Raw genomic sequence first — 4,092 nt, 5'->3', positions numbered from 1 at the left:
TATGAACATGGTCAAAGTCACCAAGCTGCAAATGAGTTAGGTATGACCGCTTCGGGCGTCAGTCGAACACTCAAAATATTAAGAGACATATTTAAAGATTCTCTTTTTATCCGACGCTGCTCTGGTTTTGTCGCTACCGAGAAAACCCACCAACTTATTCCTATGGCAAAAAGCCTAGTAGAACAGTATCAAAAAATTGAGATGCAGCATTCTGTATTTACCCCTGCGGAATCAGGAGGGCAGTTTGTCATCCACGCCTATGATGAATTTGTTTATGCGGTACAGAAAGTTGTTCGCGATGACATTCTAAAAGAAGCACCCAATCTTAGGTTTGATGTTCGGGTACTGACTCATGATTGCTCCACTGAGCTTGCCAATGGCGATATGGACTTTGTGGTCGTATATGAAGGGTTTAACGCTAAGAACCTTAATTATGAAATGTTCTCTGAAACCGACAGCCTCTATATCTTGGCCCAGCGTGATCATCCTATTTTCCGTCAAGCTATTACGCTTGAAAATCTTTCGCGCTACGCCTGCTTAGAGATCGATAACTACGACGATCTCGCTTGCCCACTGCTGGTCAACTTATGTCGTGAACAAGATCTATGCATGGAAGTGGAGGGTTATACCGACAGCCTAGCATCAGCAATGCGCTTACTCAGCGAAACAGACGCGATCACTCTGAGCTGTAACCAATTTACACGCCAATTCGTCAACATGTTGCCAGATATCGATTACATAAAATTACCTGAAGACTTGGCACAGAAATGCCGAGTTCGTCGTCGTGAAAACCGTGAAATTGGTAACTATGTCCTGTTCGGAGACACCAATCACTCGGCCGCATTCAGTTGGGTCAAATCCAAATTAATTTGCGGGCTAGAAAGAGAATGGCGCATCGCCAGTGAAGCCTAGCGTTATATCAATAGGAGAAGTCAAAAGCGGGTCGATGAGAGACCTAATTTTGCATTTAAAGGAGCTAAACCAGAACCAAAACAGCGTGTGACCGAGTAAGTGATTTGCTACGCCTGAAGCTAAGTCACTTACAAAGCAATATCAATGTCGTCAATGCGAAAAGAATAAGTAGTGAATTAACACTATCAAGATGGGGAAAACATATGAAAATTAACAGACGCACCTTCCTGCAGGGAGTTGGAGCCAGTTCTGTTGTAGGTTCTTTGTCTGGCTTAGTGCCAGGTATTGCCACTGCAACAGAACGCGGAGGCGCACCAGACAAGATGCTTAAGCGTGAGGGTAAAATCGTTTATCACACTTGTCAGCGTAACTGTGCTGACCGTTGTCTGCTGAAGTTTACCGTTCAAAATGGCCGAATGACCTATGTCGAAGGCGCATCAGAGATGAAGAAAATGGGAACATCTCCGTGCGTTAAAGGCCACGCCTACGTCCAGTATACTTATGCTGCCGACCGCATTTTGCACCCAATGGAACGAGCGGGAGCAAAAGGCGAAGGTAAATGGCGCCGCATCAGCTGGGATGAAGCTTACGAAAAAATCTCTAGCCGCTTACAACAAATCATCAAAGAGCATGGCGCTGACTCCATTTTGCCATACAGCTATTCAGGCCATGAAGGCGTTATCGGTAAATACGGCGGACCAAGCCGTTTCTTTAACGCAGTTGGTTCTCGCAAGCTAGATCGTAAAGTGTGTGTTTTCGCCGCTTATGAAGGATTGAAGTCTGTTACGGGTACTTACCAAGGCCCAGATCCCTACGACAATATTTACACCAACTGTTATATCTCTTGGGGACAGAACGAAACTGCCACTAACGTACATGGCATCAAGTTCATTAACCAAGCACGCGACAAAGGTGCCAAGCTATTAGTTGTCAACCCAATGCGAACACCTATCGCATCACAAGCTGATATCTGGTTACAGCCAAAACCAAGTACCGATACCCATCTTGCGACTGGGATCATGAAGTACCTAATTGAAAATAACTTAGCCGATACTCAGTTTATCGAAGCTAATACTATTGGTTACCAAGACCTGCTTAAACGCATAGACGAAATGAGCTATGACGAAATAGAAAAGGTTACAGGTGTGCCAAGAGAGAAGATGTTTAAATTTGCCAAAGTTTACGGCGAATCTGAGCTCTCTGTTATTCGCCTCGGTTATGGTATGCAGCGTAACTACAACGGTGCACGTATGTCTCGCGCTATTGCGATGATGCATGCAGTTGCAGGTCAATACGGTAAAATTGGTAATGGCTTCGTTTACGATAACACCCAAGCTGATGACAGCTTAAACTACTCTAAAGGCCGTGCGGATCATATCCATCCAAATGGCGACACCGTGGGTCATGTGAACATGACGGAGATCGCTAAAGCGATTCATCCTACAAACCCAACCGCTTACGGTAAACCTATCAAGCCAATTAAGGCTGTAATCAACTACAACGGTAACTTTGTATCAGTCGCACCTGACTCGAATGCGTGTCGTTTAGGCGCTATGCGTGATGATCTGTTCTTAGTCGTGCATGACTTCTTAATGACAGATACCGCAGAACTTGCTGACATTATTGTGCCATCAACTACCCAGTTTGAGTTCCCAGATATGGGCACCGACTACAACTGTTACCACATGCAAACTTCTGAAAAAGTGATTGAGCCTTTAGGTGAATCTAAAGACAACTGGATCTTCTTTAAGGAGCTTGCAGCTCACATGGGACTCGATCATCACCCAGAGATGCGTGTTGATTATGAACAGATCCTGCGTGATTTCTTAGACACCGAAGAGCCAGCATTTAGACACAACAACATCACTTATGAGCAGATCATTAAAGAGAAGTTTGTCACTGTCTATGATCAGCGTCCTTACTTTGGCGACGGCAAGTACAAGACGCCAAGTGGCAAGATTGAGTTTTACTCAGAGATGATGAAAGACGCGGGCTACCACCCAGTCATCGACTTTGGTTTGCCAGAAGATGAGATGATCCCAGAAGAGAAGAACTTGCCATTCCGCATGTTATCTCCAGCGATCCCTCAGCGTGCCAACAGTTCATTCTACAACGTGAAGTACATTCGTAACTTCCCAGCATACTTCGCCAAAATTAACACCGAAGATGCTAAAGAACTCGGTATTAGCAACAACGACAGAGTCAGACTCAGCAACCACCGAGGCGAGGCATTCTTTGTCGCACAGGTTTCAGGTCAAGTGGGTCGCGGCACCGTAATGGCACCAAAGAACAACTGGCGCCGTATGGATCCGCAAGGTAAAGCCAGTTGTACCAACAACCTCACCACCGACAAGTTAACCGATATGGGTGGCTGTTCAGCCTACCACTCGACTAATGTCGCGATAGAAAAAGCCTAAGGAGTAAAAGATGTCTATTAATCAAAAAGTGGGCTTTGTCTTCAGACAAGAAAACTGTGTCGGTTGTGGTGCCTGTACTGTGGCCTGTCAAATTCACAATGAGCTTCCTGAAAACCATCGCTTCCGCAAGGTCGATCGCTATGAAGTACAGCGCGAAGATGGTGCGGTTGATGTGTGGCTATCCCACTCTTGCATGCACTGTGAAAACCCAGCCTGTTTGATGGTCTGTCCGGCAAAAGCTTACCACGTTAGAGACGACGGAATTGTGGTACTAGACCGTGAAAAATGTACTGGCTGTGGCTTATGCGCCAGCGCCTGTCCTTATTCAGCAGTCAGTATTCGCGAAGACGATGGCAAGGCCGACAAGTGCAACATGTGTGTTGAACTTCTTGACCGCGGAATGAAGCCAGCCTGCGTCACCGGTTGCCCTGTTCAATGTATTGAAACAGGCAATATCGATGAGGTGTTAAAGCGACCTTCTGCAAGTAAAGAAGGTATCGGCTACGGCGATTGCATCACGAAACCTAACATGGTGATTATTAAGGAACGCGCATAATGACTAGCCAATATGGCCCAACGGCAACGGCTTACTTTGCCTTTAAGTCGATGATTTTCTTTCCATCTAAGGCAGAGGCGTTAAACGGATTAATCGCGTATCTCGAAGCGAGTAACCCACAAAGCCCTTTGTTAAACGAAGCAAAGCGCTTTATCGACGATGCATCTGAACTGGAGTTTGACTTCAATCGCATGTGTATTGGGCCAT

3 protein-coding genes and 1 pseudogene are annotated in these 4,092 nt (G+C 45.8%); all 4 read left to right on the top strand.

Translation table 11 applies throughout. The annotated features are described in order from the left end of the window. Window positions 1-912: LysR family transcriptional regulator (locus K5R16_RS21825; protein ID WP_220740494.1), on the top strand; the 912-nt coding region annotated here is incomplete at its 5' end. A 203-nt stretch (window positions 913-1,115) separates the two neighbouring features. Next, window positions 1,116-3,329: a molybdopterin-dependent oxidoreductase gene (locus K5R16_RS21820; protein WP_220740492.1), complete on the top strand. Its 2,214-nt coding sequence runs from the start codon at window positions 1,116-1,118 to the stop codon at window positions 3,327-3,329. A gap of 10 nt (window positions 3,330-3,339) precedes the next feature. Beyond that, on the top strand, window positions 3,340-3,885 hold the full coding sequence (locus tag K5R16_RS21815; protein ID WP_076412353.1) for a 4Fe-4S dicluster domain-containing protein: 546 nt from the start codon (window positions 3,340-3,342) through the stop codon (window positions 3,883-3,885). After that, window positions 3,885-4,092: pseudogene (locus tag K5R16_RS21810) on the top strand (molecular chaperone TorD); the annotation flags it as partial. The gene K5R16_RS21815 and the pseudogene K5R16_RS21810, both read left to right, overlap by 1 nt.

It is taken from the genome of Shewanella sp. c952, assembly GCF_019654975.1.
Taxonomy (GTDB): domain Bacteria; phylum Pseudomonadota; class Gammaproteobacteria; order Enterobacterales; family Shewanellaceae; genus Shewanella.
This window is presented reverse-complemented; position numbering and strand designations above follow the sequence as displayed.